Raw genomic sequence first — 23,971 nt, forward strand, 5'->3', positions numbered from 1 at the left:
TATGTGGCCGTTTCTTTATAACTGAAATTCCAGCTCGTAGAGGAGATAACTCAGCATTTCATCCTCATCGTCGGCAAAGACACGGGCTCTTTCCAGTAATTGACGAGCGCGTGCATTGTCGCCCGCCGCTGCGTATGTTTTCGCCTGACGGTAGAGCACATAGGGATTTCTCGGCTCAATGCGTCGTGCCTGATCAAGGTACGTCAGCGCAGCGCTCCAGTTGCCTGCCTTAGCTGCATCATCTGCCTGACCAAACAACATTTTTACGGCGGGATGATCAGTACCCCCCTGATACTGTCCGTAGTTTTCCGTGGGGCCATCCTGCGTTGATGTGCTCGCACACGCCGTTAGAAAGCCAACTACTGCGATCAAAACAATCGTTCGAACCATGAGCGAATCCCTTTACCAATACTCTGAACCCCGGATTCGCAGGCAAGTCGTTTTGTTGTCTGCCACGATGCGGGAAAGTTATATACCTTACCAGAACATCCGTCTTCGAGTAATTGACCCTGAGGGTTCACCGGGATATCAACCAGACTGCGCGAAGGCGTCAGCGGCTCTGTCCCCATCCGCCTGAACGATTCCTGCCAGATGGGCAGTGCGCCACTGCTGCCGGTAAATGGCATAGGTCCGTTGTCATCCATACCTACCCAGATCACGCCAAGATGGCGATTATCAAAGCCGGCATACCACGCATCCCGCTGCTCATCACTCGTGCCCGTCTTACCTGCAAGCGGTTGCGGCAGGTCATTAAGCCGTCGGGCGGTGCCTTCACTCACGACGGCCTTGAGGCCTGACGTGAGCCACTCCATCGTCACCGGGTCATATACCTGCTGACCACGAATTGCATAAGAGGAAAGCATATCTCCCTCTGCGGTGGTCACTGCATCAATGGTGCGCAGTGGCATCAGGAAGCCCTCAGAGGCAATCGTCTGGTACATCTGGGTCATTTCGAAGGGAGACAGCGACATAGCGCCCAGCAACAAAGACGGGTAAGGAGGCAGATCATCCCGGATACCTAAGCGGACCAGTTCATCGACGACCTTATCCAGACCAACCGTCATTCCTAAGCGTGCCGTCGCCTGATTCAGAGAACGCTGCAGAGTCTCCTGCATTGGCAGCATACCGTGACTTTTCTTATCGTAATTCTGAGGCTGCCAGAGGCTCCCATCCTGCCCTTCTACCGTAACTGGGCTGTCATCAATCAGGGTGCCCCAGTGATACTCACCGCTACGTAATGCCGCTAAATAAACCGCAGGTTTAGCAAGAGAGCCAACCGCTCTCTTCGCATTCAATGCGCGGTTAAAACCAAAGAAAGACGCGTCGCGCCCACCGAGCAAGGCGCGAATTTCGCCACCATCGACGCTGGTGATCACAGCTGCGGTTTCCAACTTGCCTTTAAGTCGCGGAGAACGCGTTTCTAATGACGAGAGATGGGCTTCAGCCGAACTTTCAACCGCGCTCTGAACCCAGGGGTCGAGCGTTGTAAATATACGCAAGCCCTCTGATTGCAAATCCTGCAGGCGATAATCCTGCTGAAGCTGCTGTTTAGCCAGTTCAAGAAACGCAGGGTATTCACGCTGCCCCGCACGCTTAGGTGAGGCAGTTAATAATGGGGTTCGTTTGGCGCGCAGGCTTTCCGCTTCAGTAATGACCTGACTTTCAGCCATCAGGCCAAGAATTAAATCACGACGATCTTTCGAGCGCTGAGGGTTTCGACGGGGATTATAGTAGGACGCCCCTTTCACCAGTCCGACCAGAGTCGCAATCTCTGCGTTGTCGAGCTCTCGCAAAGGTTTGCCGAAATAGAAACGCGAGGCCAGACCAAAACCATGAATGCTGCGACGCCCGGACTGCCCGAGATAAACCTCGTTGATGTAGGCCTCTAAAATTTCTTCTTTGTCGTAATGCAGCTCAAGCAACAGTGACATAAAGGCTTCCTGAATCTTGCGACTCAGGGATCGTTCATTAGTAAGAAAAAAGTTCTTTACCAACTGCTGAGTGAGCGTTGAGCCACCCTGAACCATACGGCCAGCGTTGACGTTCGCGACCATGGCCCGGGCAATGCCTGTGGGAGAAATTCCCCAGTGTTCAAAGAAGCGTTTATCTTCAGTAATGATCAATGCCGCCACGAGCACCGGTGGAACATCTTCAAGCCGGACGAGCTCCCGATCCTCATTGTGAACAGGGAAAATACCGCCGATGTACTGAGGCTCAAGACGTACCAGAGCCTTGGCACTCTGCTCATCAGAGACCTTTTCGACACGCCCGGAGGCTAACGTTACTTCAATAACCCGACTTGGCTCGGGGCCATCCCAGAAGGGAAAGCCGCGCCGATAAATACGCCAGGTATTCCCCGTCCTCTGATAGGTGCCTGGCCGGTCGGCGGCCCTACTCTGCCTGTAGTCCGACCACTGCAATTCGGCCTGAAGCTGCTGTGGCGACAGCAGTAACCCCGGATACAGGGCGAGTGGGCGCGCATACACCTTGGCTGGTAGTGCCCATTTTTTACCATCAAATGCCCGGCGCACTTCGGCATCCAGATAAATCATCCAGGCACCGAAAATCACCAGCGATACGGAGAACAAGCCTAAGAGTGTCGCTTTCCAGCGCCGCTGCTTTCCGGCGACAGGTTTTTTAGACACTTCTTTCTTTGCTGCTGACTTTTTCACTGTTGTTTTTTTGGTAGGTTTCCCTGACATCCGTTCGAAAGCTCCGGTAAAACGTACGATCGCGAAATGTGGCGATGATATCTGATAACAAATGTAAAACTGCGAACAGGTCTGACAAAAGACAGTTAAAGAGGCTATATCGACCCTGCCGACAGTATCGGGTTCCCGAATGCGACTGTCTATTCCTGTAATCAACCTCGTCCTATAATCAACCTGATCATAAGATCACTGTTCACAGGCACACATTACCCGCTACAGTTAATTCACAGGCAACTACCTAGACAACCAGTAAGACACCAACACAGGTTAATGAATATGCTCCCCGATGCACTCCTATCCCACTGGCAGGCAACAGAGCCTCAACTCGTCTCTCTGGCAGAGCGAATGGGATTGCAATGGCAGGAGTTTTTCAGCGGTTTAACTCCCGAACATCAGACGGCACTGCAAACCGTTCTGACTCTGAGCGACTATGTCGCAGACGCTTTCCCACGAGACCATGAACATCTATGTCATGCCATTATTGACGGTTCCATCAACGCTCAGATCAACAGTAAAAAGTTAAACGAGTGGCTTGATACTTTGGCCCGGGGTGCTGAATCCGAAGATGACTGGCACGCTGCACTGCGCAAACTACGGCGTCGCGCCATGGTACATATCATCTGGCGGGATGCATTGAAAAAAGCCAGTACACTGGAGACGACACGAGCTCTTTCTCAACTCGCGGACGTCTGCGTCATCCGTAGTATCCAGTTCCTGTCGCCGTTACTCGAATCCCGTCATGGCCAGCCTGTCGGTAAAGAATCCGGGGAGCAACAACATCTTCTTGTCATAGGCATGGGCAAGCTGGGCGGCTGGGAGCTCAACCTCAGCTCAGATATCGATCTTATTTTTGCTTACCCCGAGAGTGGCAATACGACCGGCCCGAAGGTCATCAGCAATCAGGAATTCTTTATTAAGCTTGGCCAGAAGCTGATTCAGGCGCTTGATAAACAAACCGTCGATGGCTTTGTTTTCCGTACTGATATGCGCCTGCGCCCCTACGGTCAGAGTGGCCCTCTGGTCATGAACTTTGCCTCTATCGACGAGTATTACCAAAGCCAGGGACGCGACTGGGAACGCTACGCCATGGTGAAAGCCCGGGTAATGACGGGCGAAGACAGTCCGGAAGCACAGGAGCTTCTCGATATTTTAAGACCCTTTACCTACCGGGTTTATGTTGATTTCAGTGCTTTCGAATCGCTGCGCTCAATGAAAGCCATGATCAATGCTGAAGTACGCAGACGTGGCCTTAATAACAATGTGAAGCTGGGCCCGGGCGGCATCCGCGAAGTCGAATTTATCGTACAGGCATTTCAGCTGATTCGTGGCGGCCAGGAAAAACATCTTCAGATACGTGAACTCGTCGATGTGCTGGATATTCTCGCCGCAGAGGGCTATCTGCCGTCCGGTGCTACCGAAGAGCTGAAAAGCGCTTACTTCTTCCTACGTGATACCGAACACGCAATTCAGAGCTTACGGGATGAGCAGACGCAGGAACTGCCCACCGACCCAACCGATCAGGCTCGCATAGCAGTCTCAATGCAATGCGACGACTGGGAAGCCTTCATTACCTTATTGAATCAGCACCGCAGCATTGTCAGCCACCACTTTGCTCAGATTGTGGCTCATGACGACGAGCAGGATAACAAGGAAGCCGACCATGTCTGGCTCGACCTCTGGCATGGCGAACTGAACGAAGAGGCCGCCAGAGATTTCCTTAAGCAGTATCCGTGCGCCGGTGAATCCGCAGTGCGCCAGCGCATTGATACCTTCCGTGAATCACGCCCGGTAACCAACATGCAGCAGATAGGCCGCGAACGTCTTGAAGCACTGATGCCTTCGTTACTGGAGCAGGTCTGGGCGCAAGACAATACCGAAGAAACACTTGAACGAGTAATTCCGCTGCTTGAAGCCGTTCTTCGGCGTACAGCTTATCTTGTTCTGCTCAGTGAAAACCCGCAGGCACTGGAGCAATTGATTAAACTCTGTTCCGCATCGAGCTGGGTCGCGGAATACATTACCCGAACGCCGCTTCTGCTCGATGAGCTTCTTGTGCCGGAAACTCTGTACCGACTGCCCGACCAGCATGAGCTGCAGGAAGAGCTGCATCTCCGTTTATTGCGGATCGAAGCCGATGATCTCGAACAGCAGATGGAGCAGACGCGCCAGTTTGTGCGCGCTCACAAACTCAGGGCGGCGGCCTGCGAAGTGATGAACAAACTGCCTCTGATGAAGATCAGCGACTACCTCACCCGCCTTGCAGAAACCACCATGACCATGGTTCAGAATCTGGCCTTCGAGCAGATGGTCGCGAAATATGGCTATCCGACAGACGCGAATAAAGAGCCGGTATATACGCCCGAGTTTCTCATCGTAGGTTACGGCAAGGTGGGTGGTCTTGAGTTGAGTTACAGCTCGGACCTTGATCTGGTCTTTATCCATCACGGTCACCCGGGAGGCTCCACCACAGGCGAACGCAGCCTGGATAACGGCGTATTTTATACCCGTATGGGTCAGCGCATGGTTCACTTCTGCAGCACTCAGACCCGCTCCGGCGATCTCTACGAAGTCGACCTGCGTCTGCGGCCATCAGGTAACTCAGGAATGATCGTCGCGTCGCTGAAAGCGTTTAAAGAATATCAGCAGAATCATGCCTGGACCTGGGAGCATCAGGCACTGGTCCGCGCACGCGTAATCAGTGGGTCCAGTGAGCTGTCCTCAAGCTTTAATGACATCCGTCAGGAAATCCTGACATCACAGCGAGATATTCCTGAACTGCGCGAAGAAGTGCGAGCCATGCGGCAAAAAATGAGGGATAATCTCGGCTCTAAAGATACGAACGGCCAGCAGTTTCACCTGAAACAGGATGAAGGGGGTATTGTTGACATCGAGTTTCTGGTTCAATATGGCGTACTGGCCTGGTCACACCAGCACCCTGAGCTTACTCAGGTCACCGATAACATGCGGTTGCTGGATGCCTTAACGAAGGCCGGTCTGATGGCTCCAAAAGACTGTCAGACCCTGCAGGAAACCTACCTGTCCTACCGAGCCGAAACTCACCGGCGTGCATTGCAGAAACAATCCCTGCTCCTCGAGAGCGACTCAGTGTCGGCACTCGGATTTGATGCACGGCGTAATGATGTGACCCGACTTTGGAAACTCTGGCTTGAACCCGAGCAGTCATAACCACTGCAAGGCAAGCGCAGACTGCTGAACGTTTACTGAATTACCGAATACAACATTACATTTACGAGTGAGGTCCTTATGCTACCTTCCATGTCTGACCGTGATGGTCTGATCTGGCTTGACGGAGAGTTAGTCGACTGGCGCGATGCCAAAGTTCACGTACTGACTCACACCCTACATTACGGTATGGGCGTCTTTGAAGGTGTGCGGGCTTATGAAACTGATCAGGGCGCGGCGATTTTCCGTCTGCAGGAACACACCGACCGCCTGTTCCGCTCCGCACACATTCTGAATATGAAACTGCCTTACACCCGCGAAGAGCTGAACGAAGCTCAGCGTGCTGCAGTGCGTGAAAACAACCTCGACAGTGCTTACATCCGACCAATGGCGTTTTACGGCTCTGAAGGCATGGGCCTGCGTGCTGACAACCTGAAAGTTCATGTCATGGTTGCCGCCTGGGAATGGCCGGCTTACATGGGTGAAGAAGCCAAAACTCAGGGCATTAAAATCCGCACCTCAAGCTACACCCGCCACCACGTGAACATCACCATGTGTAAAGCGAAAGCGAACGGCAACTACATCAACTCAATGCTGGCTCTGCGTGAGGCCATCGACAGCGGTTGTGAAGAAGCCCTGCTTCTGGATAACGAAGGTTATGTGGCTGAAGGCTCTGGTGAGAACTTCTTCCTGGTTCGTGATGGCATTATTTACACGCCGGAACTGACCTCATGCCTGGATGGTATTACCCGTAAGACCATTATCGAAATGGCTCAGTCTCTGGGTTATGAAGTACGCGAAAAACGCATTACCCGTGACGAAGTCTACGTTGCCGACGAAGCCTTCTTCACTGGCACTGCAGCAGAAGTACTGCCGATTCAGTCTCTGGATGGTCGCATTATCGGTAAGGGTTGTCGCGGCCCAGTCACCGAAAAACTACAGACCATGTACTTTGATACTGTGACGGGCAAGAACCCATTCAATGCTGAATGGATTACTCCTTGTAAATAATTTCCCTGATTTTATTTTCAAATGAGTGAAATAAAAAACCCCGGATTAACCGGGGTTTTTTTATGCTCTGAGACTTTCTGCATTTACAGTTTTACCTGCCCTTCACGAAAATCTATTTCGGTAACACACTGACTAAATTCGCCAGAAGAAAATGTCCGGGTCTGAGTGGCGTTACCCGAGACAACGCCCGTCGTAGAATTAGTATCCAGCGTCAACGAGAAATTTTCTGTCACAGAGCCAAGATCCAGCGTCTGCTCACTACTGAAGGCATTTCCGTCGACACTGGTAAAGTTAAGAGTTTCATCAGGGTCGGAGATATACCCCTCTGCCCAGTTAATTATCCAGTAGGTTTGCTGTACGTAAGCCCCTTCCGGAGAGCTATCACAAAGGGTAGAACCACGCCGTTCATGAGTGACAAAATACTCAGTATCAGTCAGGCCTAAAGAAGCCCGGTTTGGCTCGGTCAGTAGAAGTGTAAACTGCCCTCCTTCTGCAAGCGTTGAGACCGTTAATGTATAGGTACGCCCTGCATCGACATCCATCAACAGCACTTCGTAGGAGTTTGAATTTTCGCTCTGTTCGCTATTCAGAGAATTGTCACTGACCTCGAGATCAAGGTTCGGGGCTTCAGTACTACTGAGTACAATGAGCACCTCACGATCCACCAGCGGCGTGTAAGTCAGTTCAAATTCAGACGCAGTATCCGCAACGCCGGGAAGAGCGGTTCCAGTAACGCGTGAGTTAATCACAATGGCATCGTTATCTGTAACAGAGAGTTCTGAGACAGAGGGTTCTGCTTCAGGACCACGAAGCCCAGGTGCAAATGTGATGTCGATGGTGGCCGTTTCTTCTGAGGTTCCTACATCAATAAAACCACCCAAGCTGCCATCACTGCCGCCTCCGCAAGCGACCAACGTGAAAGTCGCTACAGCCAGCGTTAAAATGGCGCTAAAACCCCGCAATCTCTGTATCGTGATCTTAATGTCTGGAACCCTGATGCCCGGCATGCATACTCTCCCGTGACTGCACTTGATGATTCGATAACATATCAGACTCTTTCTGAGCGATCTGTAAATTATGTGTGAACTCCTTGGCATGAGCGCTAATTCTTCCGGGATCACCCCCGGTGCTGGCTGAGGTGGTTCTCGATCCCTGGGTAGAATTGGCGAGCATTCGCGACGCCATAGGCTGTAGTTCTTCTGTTATTTGACAAGAATGTAGTCTGGTTTCACCTGAAGAATGCTCACGATCAGCCTTCTGACATCACGATGGTGTAATAAAGAAGGAGGATGTTTACTTCAACTCGCTTATCAGGCCTGGAGGGAATCATGCAATGGCGTAAAGAATATGATGAAAAACGATTATTACCTGATGCTGCCGTTAGTCTGCTGAAAGACAGCACAAACCTGATCCTAGGAATGAGCGTCGCAATGCCACCGGCCTTATTGAAGGCTCTTGGTGAGGCTTTTACAAACGATCAATTACCTCCACTCAATATCTATTACATGCATGGCACCGAAGCTCTGGCAGACTCTCTGTTGAAAAATGAGCTCGAAGGTAAATTCACCCCCAGGTGTCTGTTTTTAAGCAGTCACGACCGTCAAGCCATCGCTGGACTTCAGAATCCGCATTGGGTTGAGTTTGTTCCATGTGCCTTTCATCAGGTAGGCCGCCTTTTAACCCGGCAGACCGAGCCTGATTGCTTTATGGTAACGGTATCTCCTATGGATAAACACGGGTACTTCAGCCTGGGTACCAATGCAGATTATGGTGCTTCGGTTATCCGTAAAGCCAAGAAAGTCATCGTTGAAGTAAACCCCAAGATGCCTCGCACCTTTGGTGAGTGCTCTGTACATATCTCAGAGGTTGATGCTCTTGTCGAATCTGATAGTGCCCTTTCTGAAGTGACCGAACCTGAGCCGTCTGAAACCGATCAACTGATCGCTCGGCAGGTCGCAGAATACATTCAGGATGGCGATACGTTACAGATGGGCGTCGGGGGTGTACCCGCAGCCGTCGCCCGCCTGCTGGGGTCACACAAAAATCTGGGGCTACACAGTGAACTGTTTTCTCCAGCAATCGCTGCTCTTATCCAGAAAGGCGTTATCAATGGTCGGGAAAAGCGGCTGATGCAGCATAAGCATGTCTACACCCTCGCTATTGGTGACCGTGCCATGTACGACTTTATGGACGACAACCCATCGGTTGTTGGTTACCCGGCCTCATGGGTCAATAACCCTGCAGTCATTCGCAAGAACCCGAACATGGTCTCGGTTAACTCAGCCATAGAGGTTGATATCACAGGCCAGATCAACGCCGAATCCATAAAGGGCACACCGTTTTCTGGCACCGGAGGTCAACTTGATTTCGTCCGTGGTGCATTCGCATCCCATGGCGGCCGTTCCTTTATTGCGCTGCATTCGACCGCACGAAAAGGGACTCTGAGCCGCATCGTTCCAGAGCTATCAGGCGGATGCGTGACCGACACAAGAATGGATGCCCATTTTGTCGTTACTGAGTTTGGCTGTGTAGACCTGAAAGGCTTGTCACTTCCGCAACGTGCGAGAGCTCTGATTGATATATCACACCCCGCCTTCCGGGCTGAACTGGAAGAGAGTGCACGCAGCCGCCGGTTGATCTGAGATCAAAGCAACCGACAGATGAAACTTACTTCTTATGTATCAGTAAGCAGACCTGATCGCCGTAATAGTTGTCGGCGTAGTTGCAGGTTACTGAGGCTTTTTGATCCAGAGTTTTCACATTGGCGTAAGAATTTTTAATTACATTTATAAAATTTTTCATTACTTATTCCTTGGGTCGTAATCTGTGGAGATGTGATCAAATTACACAACACAAAGATAAGGATTAAATTGATAGTATTTCTCAGCCTGATAGGAAATTACTAATATGCCTATCGGCCAGATTTCGCAACGCCTTTCTTCCTTCGCCGATACGTCGCTTTTCGGGGGCTTTTCTGGCCAGTTTGTGTACCCGATCTCATCACGGGCATAGTCGCTGACCTTGCTGCTTCCACCAGCTCAATTAACCGATCGCTCAGAGGCTGCATAAAGCCTTGGTAGCTTCCTTCGCCTTCGCAGATATCGTTCAGCTGGCGTTCCCAATAGGCAGTCATATCCGGCTGCGAGCAGGCGTCCGGAAGAACTGATATCAATTGCCGTCCTGTCTCTGTTGCCTGAATCTGCTTACCCTGTCGCTGCAGAAATTTACGCTTAAACAGCAGCTCTATGATGCTCGCCCGTGTGGCCTCAGTGCCAAGCCCGTCCGTATCTTTAAGGACCTTACGTAGCTCCGGGTCTTCAACGTAGCGGGCAATCCCGGTCATGGCCGCGAGCAAGGTTGCATCTGTGTAATGCTTCGGTGGTTCAGTATGCTTCTCTTCCAGCTTAGGCTCACCGCTCCATAAGGCCTGACCTGCCACCAGATCAGGTAATGGCGGCGATGTTTTTTCACGCGCAGGCATTAACGCTTTCCAGCCGGCTGCCAAGGTGATCCGTTCACGGGCAATGAACCGACCACCAGCAATTTCAAGCTCAATGAGGGTGTCAGAATACTGAAAGGCACCACAAAACTGCAGTAAATACTGGCGGGCTATTAACCGATAAATCTTTTTCTCTGCATCATTTAAGTTACCCGAGTATTTTTTAGATGTCGGAATAATCGCATGGTGTGCGCCGACTTTTTTGTCATTAAATGCGGCTGACTTTCTGGATTCATCAGTATGCTTCAGCATGTCGCCAGCATCTGCAATGACAGTCTGGATAGCCGCAGAGACTTGCGGCATTTCACTGTGATGTGCAACGGGTATATAACGGCAGTCTGATCTTGGATAGGTTATCAATTGGTATTTTTCATACAGGCTCTGACAAACATCCAGTACCGTTTTCGCTGCCATACCGAAGGCTTTTGCGGCGTCGATCTGTAGAGAGGACAGGTTGTAGGGCAAAGATGCATTTTGCTTGCCCGGTTTTTTATCAAACGCTTTTACCTGCGCTGGCTGCTGACGAATCCGGTCGATCACGTTCTTAGCAAGATTCGGATTCAGTACCCGCCCCTCGTCATCCTGATGCGGCCGACATGCCTCGCTAGGCTGCCACTTAGCGAAAAAGCTGGGAGGCTGCTCAGCACTCAGGTGTATGGCCGCCTGAACCTCGTAAAAGGGCTTACTGACGAAGTCGCGGATCTCTTTATCGCGCCGGACGACCAACCCGAGAACCGGTGTCTGTACCCGTCCAACAGACAGTACGCCGCGATTACCCGCCTGCTGTCCTTTGATCGTCCAGGCGCGTGTGAGATTAATTCCGTATAACCAGTCTGCCCGGCTACGAGCCAATGCAGAAACAGATAAGGGAATAAACTCGCTGTTGCTACGCAGCTCGCCCAGAGCACGCTTGATTGCCGATGGATTCAGGTCACTGACCAGTAAGCGCTGAACATTGCGGCGCTTGGTCTGTGGCGTTTTCAGGTAATCAATCACCTCATCCACTAACAGCTGGCCTTCACGGTCAGGGTCTCCTGCATGCACTAACTGATCGGCTTCTTTAATCAGCTTACGTAAAACGCTCAGTTGCTTCCGGGTTTTAGGCTTTGGCTGGAGCTGCCACTCATCGGGCGAAATGGGCAGGTGGTCAAGTTGCCACTTTTTGTAGAGTGGATTGTAGGCTTCTGGGTCCGCCTGCTCTAATAAATGACCAATACACCAACTGACGACGTCACCATTGGCGGCACGAATACAGCCTTCTTCTTTTTTATGTGGGCGGGGAAGAACCTCGGCAATGGCGCGGGCAAGACTGGGTTTTTCGGCAATGAAGAGGCGCATGATGGCGAACGCTTAAACTGTATAAACAGCCAGTAGTTAACCATCATGCCAGTGCGTTAGCAAACAGAGTGTTAACGCGAAAGATTTTAACGTCAGGCAGCCACTGGAGGCTTAGCCCAGATAACGCCTCGGTGCTTCGCGTATATTTCTCTGACCCACATAAGTGCTGAACTGTCAGCCCACTGCTGGGCAGGACCAGCCATTTTCTCCCGGAACTCGGCTGTACCGTAGATAGGATGTTCTTCAGGGCAAGCTAGCGGAGCCAGCAGAGAGGCCGCTGTTATATCAGCAACCGTCAGTTGATCCCCTACCAGATATGGCCCTTGCTGAATGCGCTCCTCCAACCAGCGGATTTCTGCATCGATTTTCTGCTCGGCACGGGCGACGTCTTTTCTATTAATTTTCAGCTTAACTTTGAAAACAGGTTTGATTACCTGATAGAAAGTTCGAACGAATACCTCTTCCCATGGTTTGGCGAACTGAGTCCAGATATCTTTGATCAAGGCGTCGTGAGCAAAGCCGGGAAGATACAGATAGCGAGCCACCGGCTTACCTATCGCATCAAAGCGCTGCTGAATCGCAACAATCTCTTGCTCATGTTGCGCAGGTAAGGTTTTCAGTGGGCCATATTCGTTATTCAGCCAATTCACAATTCTCGGGCTGTCCTGCACGCAGGTAGTAGCACGCTGAACCAAAGGAACCGTAGTTTCTGCGCGCTTACCTTTAATCAGCATTGGCAGAGTGTGCACTGCCGGTGTCAGTGCAACCTCGTTGTACTCAATGCCCTCATAATCCAGCAGCCAGCGAATTTTTTCGCTGTAGTGCGACATGTTGATCGTAAAAAGAGTAAGCGGTGTATTGATCGTCATCGAGTCATCCTGATGTACGTGGCATTAATTTCTATACAGGTGTCAATAATACAAGGTTGCTCAGATCCAAACAGGTCGGATGTGGACGAACTGCGACCTCCATGGCCCATTACAAAGGGATACAGATCTATATCAAAAAAAATTGATATAGAGTTTAAAATCACTATACTGGCAACCATGAACGATCTGACTACCAACGATTTAACTTTGGCCAGACTGGCTCAGGCGTCCAAGGCCGCCGGAGACCCTCTGCGTATGGGAGTCATGAAACTGCTCGGGCAAGGCGCATTTGGCGTGCTGGAGCTTTGTCAGATATTCGATATCAAGCAGTCGAGTATGAGCCACCACCTTAAGGTGCTGTCTCAGGCGGGCCTGGTCAGTAATCAGCGCGAGGGCAACAGTATTTTTTATCGCCGTCCGCTGAATACCGGCGACGATACCTTCAGTACCTGGCTGCGGGAGCTGTTCCGCGCGATTGATTCGTCGCTTGATGAAAGCGATAACAATGCCGCCGTTGATGGTGTACTGGCAGAGCGAGCGGAAGCCTGTGCCGGGTTCTTTGCCCGTCATGCAGATGATTTCCGCGAACAGCAGGATCTGATTGCATCGTATGAGCAGTATGGCGATGCACTGGCGACCATTCTTGACTCCCTGGGCTACCTGCCGGGAAGCAATGAGAATAGTGGCTACGCTTTGGAAATTGGCCCCGGCGAGGGCGCATTCCTGCAGACCCTGAGCGAACGATTTGCTGGTGTGACAGGGCTCGATATTTCGCCGGATCTGTTAGCGAAAGCGGAAACTTTCTGCCAGAACGAGCAACTGAACAACGTGACATTAGTGCAGGGCGACACCCGCGCGTTGCTTGAATCGCGCAAGGATGTTGAAGGCGATACAAACAACAGTGGCTATGGCTTCGCCGTGGCTAATATGGTGCTGCACCATGTGCCGTCACCTAAGAATATTTTTAACGATGTCGCCCAGCTTCTGAGTTCGGGCGGTACGTTTTTGGTTACCGACCTCTGTCGCCACGAACAGGTTTGGGCGCGGGAGTCTTGCGGAGATTTATGGCTTGGTTTTGAACCTGCTGATCTCAGTCAATGGGCCGAAGAAGCCGGACTGAAAGAAGGCCAGAGCCAATATTCCGGTTTAAGGAACGGATTTCAGATCCAGTTCCGACTGTTTCATGCCTGAGGGCATTTTTTTGAGGAGTCGCAGATGAGCGAATATTCAATTTTTACATCAGAGTCCGTCTCTGAAGGCCACCCGGACAAAGTTGCCGACCAGATTTCTGATGCGGTTCTGGACGCCATCATTGCCCGCGATCCCTACGCGCGTGTTGCAGTAGAGACACTGGTTAAAACCGGTATGGCAGTGGTTGCTGGCGAGCTGACAACTTCATGCTACGTCGACCTTGAAGACATCGTTCGCGACGTGATCACAGGCATTGGCTACAACAGCTCTGATGTAGGCTTCGACGGCGCGACCTGTGCCGTGCTGAACGGCATTGGTAAGCAGTCTGTCGACATCAACATGGGTGTTGACCGCGCCAAACCAGAAGATCAGGGCGCGGGCGACCAGGGCCTGATGTTCGGTTACGCAACCAATGAAACCCCTAACCTGATGCCAGCGCCTGTGTACTACGCGCACCTGCTGGTACAACGTCAGTCTGAACTGCGTCGTAATGGCACTCTGCCTTGGCTGCGCCCGGATGCGAAATCTCAGGTCACTATCAACTGGGAAGGCGACTCGCCGAAAGTTGATGCGGTGGTTCTGTCGACCCAGCACGATCCAAGCATCAGCCTTGAAGATCTGCGCGAGCAAGTTCTTGAGCACATCATTAAGCCTGTACTGCCTGCGGAATGGCTACACGAAGGTACGCTGTACCACATCAACCCTACCGGTAACTTCGTGATTGGTGGCCCGGTGGGTGATGCTGGTCTGACTGGCCGTAAGATCATCGTAGATACCTACGGCGGCATGGCACGCCACGGTGGCGGTGCCTTTTCTGGCAAAGATCCTTCGAAAGTTGACCGTTCTGCGGCTTATATGGGCCGTTATGTTGCCAAAAACATCGTGGCTGCAGGTCTGGCTGACCGTTGTGAAATTCAGGTGTCGTACGCCATTGGCGTGGCAGAGCCAACGTCTATTTCAGCGAATACCTTCGGTACTGGCAAGATCAGCGACATCGAACTGGCACGCGTGATCCGCGAAGTGTTCGATCTGCGTCCATACGCGATCCAGAACCAGCTGGAACTGCTGAATCCTATGTATCAGGCCACTGCCGCTTACGGCCACTTTGGTCGCGAGCCTTACGAGATGACCTACGAGTACACCGAAAACGGCGAGAAGAAGAGCAAAACCTTCACTGCGTTCACCTGGGAGCGCACTGACAAGGTCGATGCACTGAAAACCGCCGCCGGCGTCTGATTACAGCGCTTAATTTCATTTATTTTCTGGTCGCTGGTATTCCCCGGCGACCGTAACAGCAAAAGGGCAAAAACATGACCCAGTTTACTGATTACAAAGTTGCAGACATGAGCCTCGCCGATTGGGGCCGCAAAGAAATTAAAATCGCCGAAGGCGAAATGCCAGCCCTGATGGCGCTGCGCCGTAAGTACAAAGAATCACAGCCATTAGCCGGTGCTAAGATCATGGGCTGTATTCACATGACCATTCAGACCGCGGTTCTGATTGAGACTCTGGTGGATCTGGGTGCTGACGTCCGCTGGTCTTCGTGCAACATTTTCTCGACTCAGGATCACGCGGCTGCTGCCATCGCGGCGGCGGGTATTCCAGTCTTCGCCTGGAAAGGTGAAACCGAAGAAGAATTCCTGTGGTGCATCAAGCAGACCATTCTTGCCGAGAAAGACGGCGACAAAGTATGGGATGCCAACATGATCCTGGACGACGGTGGTGACCTGACTGAGATGGTTCACAACGACTTCCCAGCACTGCTGAATGACATCCACGGCATCTCTGAAGAGACCACGACCGGTGTTCACCGTCTGCTGGAAATGTTGGAAAAAGGCGAACTAAAAGTACCTGCAATCAACGTGAACGACTCGGTCACCAAAGCGAAGAACGACAACAAGTACGGCTGTCGTCACTCTCTGAACGATGCCATCAAGCGCGGTACCGACCATCTGCTGTCTGGTAAGAAAGCACTGGTGATCGGTTACGGTGACGTGGGTAAAGGTTCTGCCGCGTCTCTGCGTCAGGAAGGCATGATCGTTAAAGTGACTGAGATCGACCCTATCTGTGCTATGCAAGCGTGCATGGACGGCTTCGAAGTCGTTTCTCCGTACATCAACGGCGAAAACAACGGTACGCTGGAATGCGTCGACGCGGACCTGCTGGGCAAAACCGACCTGATCGTAACGACCACGGGTAACGTGAACGTTTGCGACAAAAACATGCTTCAGAAGCTGAAGAGCGGCGCCGTTGTCTGTAACATCGGCCACTTCGACAACGAGATCGACACCGCTTACATGCGTGAGAACTGGAAGTGGGAAGAAGTGAAGCCACAGGTACACAAGGTGTACCGTGACGAAGCCGCAGACGATCATCTGATCTTGCTGTCTGAAGGCCGTCTGGTGAACCTGGGTAACGCCACCGGTCACCCATCACGTATCATGGACGGCTCGTTCGCCAACCAGGTACTGGCGCAGATCTATCTGTATGAGCGCAAATTCGCCGATATGATGGAAGCTGAGAAGAAAGAAAGCATCTATGTGAAAGTTCTGCCGAAAAAGCTGGATGAAGAAGTGGCCAAAGACATGGTGGAAGGCTTCGGTGGCGTGATCACTAAACTGACGGGTGATCAAGCGAGCTACATTAATGTTGATGTGGATGGCCCGTATAAGCCAGAAGCCTATAAATATTAATGTTTGAGCGGAGCTAGCTGCATCGCCAGCTCTTTGTTGGATTTGCTCCGGAAATGCTCATGTATGATTTATACACTGCGCGTTCCGAAGCAAATCCGCCTCGATCTGGCTTCTTCGCTAACGCTCCTGAGGCTATGATAAGTGCGAAGTAAATAGCCAATAACAAGATAATAGGTAGCGGCGAACAGCGCCTCTACCGGATCAAGAGAAGTTAAGATGACGACCTTAAGTTTTGAATTTTTCCCGACCAAAACCGAGGAAGGGACAGAAAAACTCCTGAAAGTGCGCGACGAACTCGCTGCCTTTAATCCAGAGTTTTTCTCGGTGACCTACGGTGCCGGTGGCTCTACCCGCGACCGCACCTACGCCATCGTCAAAGCCATTCAGGAACGCGGTATCGCTGCAGCCCCTCACCTGTCGTGCGTGGGTGACAGTAAGGACGATCTGCGCTCACTGCTGAATGAATACAAGGACCTCGGCATCGACCGCATTGTTACCCTGCGCGGCGACCTGCCAAGCGGCGCCGGCCTCGCCAGCAGCGAGCTGCGCTATGCCAACGAACTGGTCGAGTTCATCCGCGAAGAAACCGGCGATCACTTCACTCTTGAGGTCGCGGCTTACCCAGAGATGCACCCTCAGGCGACCAGCTTCGAAAAAGACCTCGAACACTTCGTCAACAAAGTGAAGGCTGGTGCAGACAGCGCAATCACTCAGTACTTCTTCAACGCCGACAGCTACTTCAACTTCGTTGATCGTGTACGTGACATGGGCGTCGATATCCCGATCATTCCGGGCATCATGCCAATCACCAACTACAGCAAGCTGGCACGTTTCTCGGACGCTTGTGGCGCCGAGATTCCACGCTGGATCCGCAAGCAACTGGAAGCCTACGGCGATAACAACGAGTCTATTCAGCAATTTGGTGAAGAGGTGGTAACGGAAATGTGCCATCGCCTGTTAGAAGGCGGCGCACCAGGTATTCACTTCTATACCCTCAATCAGTCTGAAGCCAGCCTGCGTGTGTGGCGTAATCTGGTTTAATCGGACACACCTATGTCTCAGCAACTCTTTCTGGCATCGACACCCTTACATATTCTGAATTCGGTGGCGATCGCCAGTAAGACGCCCAGCACCCCTGCATGCCTGTGGTTGATTGATCAACCTATCGTAGAAAACAACCCTTACTTCGATCTCATTAAGAGCTGGCATAACTCGCCGTTCAGTGAATTGCGCATCAGTCAGGGTCATATCAAAGGCACCAAGGCGAAACTGGAAAACCGTAAACGCGTATTTGCGGAATTTGAGCAATGGGTAACGCGGAACGAACCAGGACAACTCTTCACCGGGAATGATCGACGTATCGAGTTTCAGTACGCAATGCATTGCGCGAAGTCCAAGCGCAGTGACGTGCAAGGCATCTATATGGATGAAGGCACGTTCACGTATGTAGGACGCGAGGCTTCAGCCAGCTTTTCAGATCGTATTGTTGATAACTGGCTGAAAAAACTGACGTACGGCTTCTGGTGGAAGAATCCTCCGACCATTGGTGCATCCCAATGGATTTCAGACGTCTATGCAGCTTTCCCTGATCTGGTTCACCCGTTACTGGCACAAAAGAAACTCCATCCTCTTCAACCTGCCCACACCGATAACCCTACAGTACGGGACTTCTGCTCACTTCTGGTCAAGCACTTCGGCGCTGATCCACAAACATTGAAAGATCTCGGTGCAGTACTTACGCTCCCTCATGAGTCAATTATCACTAAGTTAGATGGCTATAAGGATGCAATGGATTCTGTGATGGCAGAGATAATCAGCGATGGCAGAATAGTTGGCGTCAAGTACCATCCTCGCAACACCAACCCAGATATACTGCAGGCTGAAAACCGGACTGGCGCCTACGTCATTCCCCATCGAATACCGTTTGAAGCGATTTTGCCCCTACTTCCCCCTGAAGCAACGATCATCGGAGATCTTTCTTCGACACTGATCAACGGCCGCTGGCTCAGGCCCGACGCGCAAATCATATCGATTAAAAACCCAGAGGCACCTCTCGCCAGCGAGTTTGAGCATTTTTTTTCTCGGATTGGCGTTACCAGCGTTGCTGCCAATGAAGTATCTCAGGGAACAACGCTCGAAGCCTGATACATATTGCGACCAAGCTCGTGAATTGGCCTATTAGCTCTCTATTGTGCCGCTGAGGGAATAGTCAATTGGCCTATAAAAACTGGAACCTAATACATAAAACAATGACAATAGCATGACAACCGCAAAGATTAAGGGTACCTCTATGGATATTATCGATCTGTCAGAAGCAGAGTTGATAGGCCAGGGGCGAGACCGGGATTGCTATCGCCACCCACTCATCAATAACCAGTGCATCAAAGTGTCACGCAAACCACAGAAGCAAACACGTCGTGAGAGAGCGTACTTTGCTTATCTGATGAAGCAAGGCGTAGACACGTCGAAGTTGGCGCACTACATGGGGACTGTCAAGACGAGCCGCGGGGAAGGTGCGGCTTGCGAACTGATGTTGAACGATGACGGAGAAGTATCATCGACCCTGTCAAACGCTGTGCGAAATAAAGAGTTTCCCGAAAATACGATCAGAGCCCTCATGGATGAGCTGCGTGAATACCTCCTGGAACAACAGATCTGCGTTCGGGATCTCAGCCCTAACAACATCATGTGCCAGGTCCAGAATGGTCATCCGCGTTTAGTTATCGTTGATGGAGTCAGCAATCCGGGAGTGAACCCTCTTAACATCCGGATTCCAGCGCTATCACGATACTTTATTAACAAGTCCTGGAAGTCACTCGAAAAAAAGTTCGCGGCACTGTCGAACGGGGCTATTGAGAAAGCCGGTAACAATGCATGCATTGCTGTCCCAGATGCAGCGTAGTTGATGACGTGTACATAAATTAATCTCTGAGATATGATTGTGCGCTTTACGCGAACGGTCATTTCTATGCATTTGTCGATGAATCTGCTCATTAAAAATGAAGCAGACATTATTGCTGAAAACATCCGGGTCCACGCCGCCTTAGGTGTGGATAGTTTCGTTGTTATGGATAACGGATCGACAGATGGCACCCTGGAAATCGTTCGTGCACTCGCCAATACCCTGCCAATTACAGTGATTGAGCGCCCTACTCTGGACTACCAGCAAAGTAACTGGAAAACCGAGATGGCGAAGATGGCGCGAAAGGATTTTGGTGCTGACTGGACAATCGCGAACGATGCAGATGAGTTCTGGATACCATCACCAGGGTGTAACCTGAAAGATGAGCTGACACAAACAGGGTCGATCATTCACTGCCAGCGCAAAAATATACTTTTCGAACGTGAAGCATTTGATCGTGGAGCAGATTTTTTCACACAGAACCTATGTGTCTCTTCGCCGATAAACTACCGGAAAGGTGGTGAAGTGGAAGAGGTCGAGCGATCTATTATGCTCGGAAAAATCCACGGTAAAGTCATTGTCCGTAGCCCCGGCATGCTGAGAATCAAAGGTGGAAACCATAGAGCCTGGCACGCCTGGGGCTGGTTAAATCAGAAACAGTCAGAAAGAATTACGGTCTATCACTATCCGATCAGGTCCCGGGAGTCTTTTGTAGCAAACATTGAAAATCGCTCGGCATTACTGAAAAAAGGCGTATCGAAAATGGGGAACCATTACAGACGCTGGGTTAAGCTCCATGATTCAGGACAACTGGAACAGGAAATTGACCGTTTAACAGTCCCAAAAGAGAGAAAAAGCACGCTGCTTGACCTCGGTATCATTTGTGAAGATCCACACCCTACTAAGGTAATCACGCAAGCGCTGAACGCCAGCTGATTACATAAATATCACCCCGGTTCTATACCGGTCAGAGTTTTAAAATAGCGATCCATGTATAACGTCGTCTGCTTAAAATGGGGCTCTAAGTACCCCGCTGAATTCGTGAATCGTCTGCATAATATGGTTCGCCGTAATACCACAGTGCCGATAAATTTCTACTGCATCACAGACAACCCCGAGGGTCTCGATGAAGGAATAAACTTCCGCATGTTACCTGATCTTGGTATCAAGGGATGGTGGTATAAGCTGATGCTGTTTAAATCCGAACTCTTCGATATCTCAGGCACCACTATTTTCCTCGATCTGGATGTTGTGATCACCGCAAACATTGATGAGCTTTTCACTTATGCACCCGGCACATTCCGTATCATCAAAGACCTGAAAAAAGGTTTCAACAGCTCTGTATTCCGCCTGGAAATAGGTAGCCAGACAGAAGTCTGGGAACGCTTCTGGGAGAACAAAGAAAGTATTATTGAGCGACTTCACGGCGACCAGGACTGGATTGCAGAGGCCATTCCACAGCACATGAATGAATGGCCCCGCGAATGGGTGGTCTCCTTCAAGAAGCAATGTAATGCACGGGCTAAGCGCACATGGGGAGCTATCGGCCGCATACTTCTTAAACTCGACATGTTTCCGACAACCAAAGGATATGCACAACTACCGCAAGGCGCAAAAATCGTCATCTTCCATGGAAAACCCGATCCTGTTGATGTTATGAACGGTCCATGGGGGGTATGGAAGGAAGCGCCCTGGATCAGAGAATACTGGAAATAGTAACGTGCTGACCAGAATACGCAGAGACAACAGTAAGACACTTATACAGCACTTTTTACGAACCTCTGGCAATGCAGGACAGGGCCGCGAACTTACTCTGGGTGAAATCCTGCTCGACCATCATGTATCGACAGTAGGCATGCTCTCAGGGACATCAATGGTTCTGAAACTGGTGAAAGCGCGGACCTGGCATGAACATGTTAAGGTTTTCTGGAAGCGAAGTAGAACCCATACTGAGTACACGGGTGCCCAGCTTCTACGGTCTATTGGGATTGGTGCTCCGGAAGTGTATGAGATGGGCATTTCTTTTCCAATCCCACGCAACGCCTTGTATATCGGCTATTACCTGATGGAAAATCTGACGGAATCAGGTTTACTCTCTCTCTCTGATATACAGAAGGATCTGAACGACCAGCAGGTCTCGCTTCTGACCGATCAGATTAGAATCACACTGCAAACGTTAAAACAGCATTCCGTTCTTTATTCAGACCTCCACCTTGATAATATTTTTTGTCATCCAGAAACCATGGAACTGAAGTTTATTGATACAGGGGCAAAGCGCTACAAGCGCCGTAAGGTGTTTGAAAAGAAACACCGCAAGGCTATCAGGAACCTGCTCAACAGCTTAGAATCTTCAAGCCTGAAAGGGACTGAGCTTGATCTTTATTGTCAAAGCATTAATAAGTAAGCAACCGGGCAACAGCAAAATCAATGAAGACACACGGCGACATCGCTTTATTTGTCATAGAGACGGAACTCCAGTATCTCGCGAGCCTGGAAATTATAAAAATAACGTCACCGGAACAGGTGATCGTTTTCTCTTACTCTGAATCTCTATCTCAGAAGCTCACAGCACGCGGTGTAGACCATACCTACCTCGACCGAGACTGGTCGGGTACGTTGCAAAAGATCATAAAGCTTAAACGGTGCCTGAGTTCCGTAGTCAACAAACTACGTTCAGCAAAACCTTTCTCACGAATACTGCTCCATACCCCCCGGATCGATCAGATTCATCAGAATCTGGTGATACATGCTCTTCAGCGCAATTTCAGTCAAGTGCCACTCAGACTCAGAATGGTTCCGGACGGCATTCTCAACACCATTGTTGAATCAACCGACGAAACCTCAAAAGTATCGCTGAGAACCAGATTACGATATCTGAAATATTTACCGTTCCCGGATCTCAAGTATCATTACTTTTCAGGCTGCCGCATTGGAATTGACGATCCTCTGTTTGATGTCTTGTATTCTTTTTCTGGCATTAAAACGAATTACCCGGAAGATAAGCTCAGGCATATCGATATTGCCATTGAACGCAGAGCTGAGCCTAAAAAGAAAAAGAAAGCCCTGGTTATCGGACAACGTCTTCTTGACCTCAATCTGGCAACAGCCCACGAAGTGACTACAATCAGCAACCGCCTCAAGCTTGAGGTCGAACGACTGAACGTTGACCAGGTTCATTACCTTGGCCACCCGAGATCAAGCAATCAGGAATTCAACAACGGCTACAAAGTTATTGAGGAAGATATTTTCTGTGCAGAAGAGTTATACAGCAAAACTCACTATTCATACGTTCTGGGCTGTACCTCGACCGCATTAATTAACGCAAAAATGCTGCTGTCAGACAGCGTAGTCATTTCAGTAGGCATGGATACGCTCTATCAGAATCGTACAGATAAGGGGAATGCCTTACGTTACACCTTTGAGTCCGCCGGTATCGTTGTGCTGTAACCAGACCAAGCACAGACTAGTCAAAAGTACAAACCGTGCGACCATAAAGTCTTTAAAAAACAGATCTACAGTTATTCCAGCAACCATAAAAGAGCTGACCACGAAAGCTAAGAAAAGCCCGCCCGAACGGATATTGAGTAGTGCGGCACTTATTAGCATCGCAAAAAGTGCCATGAGACTTACTAGTCCCAGGTATCCCATAGTAGCCAAAGCTTGAAAGTAAACGCTGTGAGCCTGACTGAAATAACCTTTTGATGCTCGAATCCCAACACCGCAGGTCTTTGGCCAATGATCCAGCTGCGCATATTTAAATGAACCAGTACCCACTCCCAGAACCGGGAACTCACTCGCGATACACCCGCTCAACCGCCATAGTTCAAGACGTTGCCCCAGAGAGCCCGAAGAATAGCCTCCTGCGAATGCCTTGGATAGTTCAGTTTCAAGAGCTCTGAAGCGCCCGGTTTCGGAGATCGTAAAAGCTGCACAGACAAAACACACGCCGAGAAGTACAAGAACGCCCCAGTTTTTTAATGAAAAAAGTATATAACCAAAGACACAGAGAGTGGCTAAAAGAACTACGCCCACACTGCTTCGTGTACCGCTCTTGTAGGAGACATAGAGGGCTGCCACCGATCCTGCTAAGGACAATCCTATAATTAGCCATTTCCACCTTACTGTATGGAGTTGCGTGCCGAGGATGAGCAATAGACCACCAATAAGCGCTGCATAATTCCCGAATTCAACCGCATTCTCCGTAGCATCCCAGCGACCACGAGTTCCTGCGCATACCTCACTAAGGGCATATGCTCCTAAGGATAATCCGGCAAAAATTGCAATGAGCGAAATTTCACTACGCCTGAAATTCAACGTCCGCATAGCAAGTATCAGCGGAATAATCGCAATTAAAGTAAGGTAAGGCTTCACAGAGCGAAAAGGCGCGTCCTCATATTCCCTAAACACCCAGGAAAACACAGAGACAAGAGCGACCGAGCCCAGGCTCCCAGCCAGCCAACGATATCGATAGAGGTGTTTAAGAAAGTCCGCATCTCTGAACGCGACAACACAACTGAGCAGAATTGCCAACTGAAAAGCCAGAACCCCCGTTCCACGGTGCCATGGCTGAGCGG

20 protein-coding genes are annotated in these 23,971 nt (G+C 50.6%); 13 read left to right on the plus strand and 7 right to left on the minus strand.

Annotation, left to right across the window (positions count from 1 at the left end; genetic code table 11):
* Positions 1-15: 15 nt before the first annotated feature.
* Together B3007_RS01650 and mrcB are read right to left on the minus strand one after the other, a co-directional pair.
* On the minus strand, positions 16-390 hold the full coding sequence (locus tag B3007_RS01650) for a tetratricopeptide repeat protein (RefSeq protein WP_297530818.1): 375 nt from the start codon (positions 388-390) through the stop codon (positions 16-18).
* The gene (mrcB, locus tag B3007_RS01655; RefSeq protein WP_301392200.1) at positions 369-2,672 is read right to left on the minus strand and encodes a penicillin-binding protein 1B; all 2,304 of its coding nucleotides are present in this window, start codon (positions 2,670-2,672) and stop codon (positions 369-371) included. The genes B3007_RS01650 and mrcB overlap by 22 nt, the downstream gene beginning before the upstream one ends.
* A gap of 315 nt (positions 2,673-2,987) precedes the next feature.
* Here mrcB and glnE point away from each other — a divergent pair, with 315 nt between their 5' ends.
* Both glnE and B3007_RS01665 read left to right on the plus strand, forming a co-directional pair.
* Complete coding sequence (gene glnE / locus B3007_RS01660; protein ID WP_301376644.1) at positions 2,988-5,897, plus strand: bifunctional [glutamate--ammonia ligase]-adenylyl-L-tyrosine phosphorylase/[glutamate--ammonia-ligase] adenylyltransferase; 2,910 nt, start codon at positions 2,988-2,990, stop codon at positions 5,895-5,897.
* Between the two features lie 78 nt (positions 5,898-5,975).
* Complete coding sequence (locus tag B3007_RS01665) at positions 5,976-6,905, plus strand: branched-chain amino acid transaminase (protein ID WP_273091845.1); 930 nt, start codon at positions 5,976-5,978, stop codon at positions 6,903-6,905.
* An 83-nt stretch (positions 6,906-6,988) separates the two neighbouring features.
* Here the strand turns inward: B3007_RS01665 and B3007_RS01670 are convergent, their stop codons facing one another.
* Entirely contained in the window at positions 6,989-7,912 is a 924-nt protein-coding gene (locus B3007_RS01670; RefSeq protein WP_301376645.1) for a hypothetical protein, read from the minus strand.
* A gap of 321 nt (positions 7,913-8,233) precedes the next feature.
* Between B3007_RS01670 and B3007_RS01675 the strand changes: the two genes are divergently transcribed.
* Positions 8,234-9,547 carry an acetyl-CoA hydrolase/transferase family protein gene (locus B3007_RS01675; protein ID WP_301376646.1) on the plus strand — a complete coding sequence of 438 codons (1,314 nt, stop codon included), beginning with the start codon at positions 8,234-8,236 and terminating at the stop codon, positions 9,545-9,547.
* 25 nt (positions 9,548-9,572) lie between these two features.
* Here B3007_RS01675 and B3007_RS01680 read toward each other — a convergent pair whose 3' ends face one another.
* The 3 genes from B3007_RS01680 to B3007_RS01690 all read right to left on the minus strand — a co-directional run bounded on the left by B3007_RS01680 (position 9,573) and on the right by B3007_RS01690 (position 12,611).
* On the minus strand, positions 9,573-9,707 hold the full coding sequence (locus B3007_RS01680; protein ID WP_301376647.1) for a hypothetical protein: 135 nt from the start codon (positions 9,705-9,707) through the stop codon (positions 9,573-9,575).
* Positions 9,708-9,816: 109 nt separating this feature from the next.
* Positions 9,817-11,742: a DNA topoisomerase III gene (locus B3007_RS01685; RefSeq protein WP_301376648.1), complete on the minus strand. Its 1,926-nt coding sequence runs from the start codon at positions 11,740-11,742 to the stop codon at positions 9,817-9,819.
* A 92-nt stretch (positions 11,743-11,834) separates the two neighbouring features.
* On the minus strand, positions 11,835-12,611 hold the full coding sequence (locus B3007_RS01690) for a glutathione S-transferase family protein (protein ID WP_068438963.1): 777 nt from the start codon (positions 12,609-12,611) through the stop codon (positions 11,835-11,837).
* Between the two features lie 177 nt (positions 12,612-12,788).
* Here B3007_RS01690 and B3007_RS01695 point away from each other — a divergent pair, with 177 nt between their 5' ends.
* The 10 genes from B3007_RS01695 (at position 12,789) to B3007_RS01740 (ending at position 22,844) form a co-directional block, all read left to right on the plus strand.
* Positions 12,789-13,802, plus strand: coding sequence for a metalloregulator ArsR/SmtB family transcription factor (locus B3007_RS01695; RefSeq protein WP_068439797.1), 1,014 nt, complete (start codon positions 12,789-12,791; stop codon positions 13,800-13,802).
* 24 nt (positions 13,803-13,826) lie between these two features.
* Complete coding sequence (metK, locus tag B3007_RS01700; protein ID WP_301376649.1) at positions 13,827-15,038, plus strand: methionine adenosyltransferase; 1,212 nt, start codon at positions 13,827-13,829, stop codon at positions 15,036-15,038.
* A 74-nt stretch (positions 15,039-15,112) separates the two neighbouring features.
* The gene (gene ahcY, locus B3007_RS01705) at positions 15,113-16,495 is read left to right on the plus strand and encodes an adenosylhomocysteinase (protein ID WP_301376650.1); all 1,383 of its coding nucleotides are present in this window, start codon (positions 15,113-15,115) and stop codon (positions 16,493-16,495) included.
* Positions 16,496-16,711: 216 nt separating this feature from the next.
* Entirely contained in the window at positions 16,712-17,536 is an 825-nt protein-coding gene (gene metF / locus B3007_RS01710; RefSeq protein WP_301376651.1) for a methylenetetrahydrofolate reductase [NAD(P)H], read from the plus strand.
* A gap of 12 nt (positions 17,537-17,548) precedes the next feature.
* On the plus strand, positions 17,549-18,640 hold the full coding sequence (locus B3007_RS01715; RefSeq protein WP_301376652.1) for a polysialyltransferase family glycosyltransferase: 1,092 nt from the start codon (positions 17,549-17,551) through the stop codon (positions 18,638-18,640).
* Positions 18,641-18,755: 115 nt separating this feature from the next.
* Positions 18,756-19,397, plus strand: coding sequence for a YrbL family protein (locus tag B3007_RS01720; protein WP_301376653.1), 642 nt, complete (start codon positions 18,756-18,758; stop codon positions 19,395-19,397).
* Positions 19,398-19,475: 78 nt separating this feature from the next.
* Positions 19,476-20,333: a glycosyltransferase family 2 protein gene (locus tag B3007_RS01725; RefSeq protein WP_301391078.1), complete on the plus strand. Its 858-nt coding sequence runs from the start codon at positions 19,476-19,478 to the stop codon at positions 20,331-20,333.
* Between the two features lie 105 nt (positions 20,334-20,438).
* Entirely contained in the window at positions 20,439-21,113 is a 675-nt protein-coding gene (locus tag B3007_RS01730; protein ID WP_301376655.1) for a hypothetical protein, read from the plus strand.
* A 157-nt stretch (positions 21,114-21,270) separates the two neighbouring features.
* Positions 21,271-21,801, plus strand: coding sequence for a hypothetical protein (locus B3007_RS01735; RefSeq protein ID WP_139325847.1), 531 nt, complete (start codon positions 21,271-21,273; stop codon positions 21,799-21,801).
* 23 nt (positions 21,802-21,824) lie between these two features.
* Positions 21,825-22,844, plus strand: coding sequence for a polysialyltransferase family glycosyltransferase (locus B3007_RS01740; RefSeq protein WP_076516775.1), 1,020 nt, complete (start codon positions 21,825-21,827; stop codon positions 22,842-22,844).
* Here the strand turns inward: B3007_RS01740 and B3007_RS01745 are convergent.
* Positions 22,803-23,927: an O-antigen ligase family protein gene (locus tag B3007_RS01745; protein WP_301376656.1), complete on the minus strand. Its 1,125-nt coding sequence runs from the start codon at positions 23,925-23,927 to the stop codon at positions 22,803-22,805. The two genes, B3007_RS01740 and B3007_RS01745, sit on opposite strands and share 42 nt — an antisense overlap.
* Positions 23,928-23,971: the final 44 nt, after the last annotated feature.

This window comes from Thalassolituus sp. UBA675 (genome assembly GCF_002297765.1).
Taxonomy (GTDB): Bacteria; Pseudomonadota; Gammaproteobacteria; order Pseudomonadales; family Oceanobacteraceae; genus Thalassolituus.